Source organism: Frankia sp. AgKG'84/4, assembly GCF_023242965.2.
In the GTDB taxonomy this organism is placed as follows: Bacteria; Actinomycetota; Actinomycetes; order Frankiales; family Frankiaceae; genus Frankia.
Map to the genome: position 1 here is coordinate 1 of NZ_JALKFU020001299.1, position 2,149 is coordinate 2,149.

Below are 2,149 nucleotides of genomic sequence, written 5' to 3' on the forward strand. Positions count from 1 at the left end.
GCCCGCCCCGACCCGCTCGGGCAGCGCGGCGTCCGCCCCGACCCGACGTCCGGCCGTCCGCACCTCCGTCCCCGCCGAACGCGCCCCCGCCGGGTCACGCGGACAGGCCCGACCAGAAGGATCGTCTTCGGCCGCCGCGCCGGCCGGTCAGGCGGCACCCTCAGCCGATCGGACGGCACCACCACCCGGCCGGACGGCACCCTCAGCCGATCGGGCCATGCCGCCACCCGAACGGACGACGGTGTCGGCCGCGCGGACGGGACCATCCGTGATGCCGGCGGGACTGGCGTCCGCCGCCGCGCGAGGCGCGGATTCCTGGGGGTCACTTCCCGTCGCGCGCCTGGTCCGACTCGCCGGGACGACCGACGCCGCCGTCCGATCGGCGCTGGATCCCCTGCCCGACGAGGCGCCGGGTGTCCTCACCTACCGGCCCGTCGCCCGGCCGTCGCTCGCGGCCTGTCAGAGGGCGCTCCTCACCGACCTGGAAGCGGCGGCGACCACGATGTACCTGGCGTGGCTGCCGGCGGCCACGCCGATCGAGTCGACGGACCCCGCCGCCGTGGCGGCGGTGCGCCTGCTGGCCCACCGGATCGCCCCGACGTACGACGTCCATCCGCGGTATCTGGCGTCCCTCGCCGAAAGCGCGCTGCGGGGCCGACCACGGTCGACGCCGCGATTCTCCGCGGAGGTCATCACCCGCGCCCGCGCCGACTGATCCTCAGAGCGGTCAACGGCGCACCCGATAGCGCAGGTGCAGCACCCGGTTGCCCGCAATCACCACATCAGGTTCCGCCAACAGATGCTGCGCGTCGACCGAGCCGAAGTAGCGCCTGCCGGACCCGAACACAACGGGTACGACATCCATGCGCACCTCGTCGATCAGGCCCGCGGCGAACACCTGGCCACCGACGTCGCCGGCGGCGACTTCGACCACACGGTCACCCGCGAGCTCCCGTGCCCTGGCCACGGCCGTCTCGACGCCGTCGACGAAGTGGAACGGCGCCTCGGGGTCCCAGCCCTCGGGCGCCGGCCGGTGCGTCACGACGACCACGTGGTCGATCCCGCTCGGGGGCGTCCCGTCCCAGCCGTCCGTCAGGTCGAAGACGTGGCGGCCGACGACCGTCGCCCCGATCTGGTCCCAGTACGGCCGGGTGTAGTCGTAGGACGTCTGCGACACCGTCAACTGGCCGCTCTCGTCCAACGGGACGTCACCGTTGGACAACCAGTCGAACAGCGGTCCGGGCTGGTCGTGCTCGTCCGCGACGAAGCCGTCCACCGACACCGAGCCGTACATGACCACCCTGCCCACGGGGCTCTCCTCTGCCTTGGTTCAGTACAGGACGCGCTGGCCCGGGCCGGTGATGCCGGCGGCGAGGGCTCGCGCGGTGACCCGGTAGACGGAGGCCTGGGTGGCGTCGTTGCAGGAGTAGTACAGGTCGCCGGCCCGGTTGGCGGTGACGCCGAACAGCCGCTCGGTGTCGCCTACGCAGGTGCCGCCCAGTATCCGCGTCGGGGTCCCCGCCGCGGTGCCCGGGCCGGTTGCGATCTGCCAGACCGTGCGTGACCGGGCGTCGGTGAACAGCACGCCGCGGCCGCCGGGGGCCGGGGCGAGCGCCGTGAGGTCGGTATCGGCGATGGGCCGCTGCACGACGGTGGTGATCGCCCCGTTGTCGATGAGGTGGATGCGGGCGTAGCCACCGCCGTAGGACAGGACGAACACGCGGCCCGCGCCGTCGACGGCGACTCCGTAGGTGTTGCCCAGCGGGACCCTGGACGCGGGCGAGGCCCCGGCGTACCGGCGTTCGAGGGTCTCGGGAACGTCGCGGTCGGCGTCGACGCCGTTGCCGGCGACGAGCGTGGCCGGCGTCGAACGGTAATCGCCGGTGCCGGCGTTCGGGTCGATCCGCCAGAGCTGACCGGCGTAGCCGGTGGTGAAGTACAGCGCACCGGTCGGGCCGACGGCGACGGAGGTCGGCGTCCCGATTCGCGCGCCGAGGCTCGTCGGGCCGGTCGTCGGCCCGCGCGGGCAGATCGTCCCCGCTGACGGTGGGGCACTGTCGGCATCGGAGCCGGCACCGGAGCTGGAATCGGCCGACACCCGGCCGGCTGGCCCGGCGATGCCGGCGTCCGCGGCCGTGCTGTCGTCGGC

At 74.0% G+C, this 2,149-nt stretch carries 3 protein-coding genes; 1 reads left to right on the forward strand and 2 read right to left on the reverse strand.

Going from position 1 to position 2,149, the window contains the following annotated elements; all coding sequences use genetic code 11:
- Positions 1–271: 271 nt before the first annotated feature.
- A complete protein-coding gene (locus tag MXD58_RS29835) occupies positions 272–715 on the forward strand; it encodes a hypothetical protein (protein WP_250611483.1) in 444 nt (147 codons plus the stop codon).
- Between the two features lie 12 nt (positions 716–727).
- On the opposite strand, the gene MXD58_RS29840 is transcribed toward MXD58_RS29835, so the two are convergent.
- Positions 728–1,309 carry a dihydrofolate reductase family protein gene (locus tag MXD58_RS29840; RefSeq protein ID WP_248837396.1) on the reverse strand — a complete coding sequence of 194 codons (582 nt, stop codon included), beginning with the start codon at positions 1,307–1,309 and terminating at the stop codon, positions 728–730.
- A gap of 21 nt (positions 1,310–1,330) precedes the next feature.
- The coding region (locus MXD58_RS29845) for an NHL repeat-containing protein (protein ID WP_518478719.1) at positions 1,331–2,149 on the reverse strand (819 nt) is incomplete at its 5' end.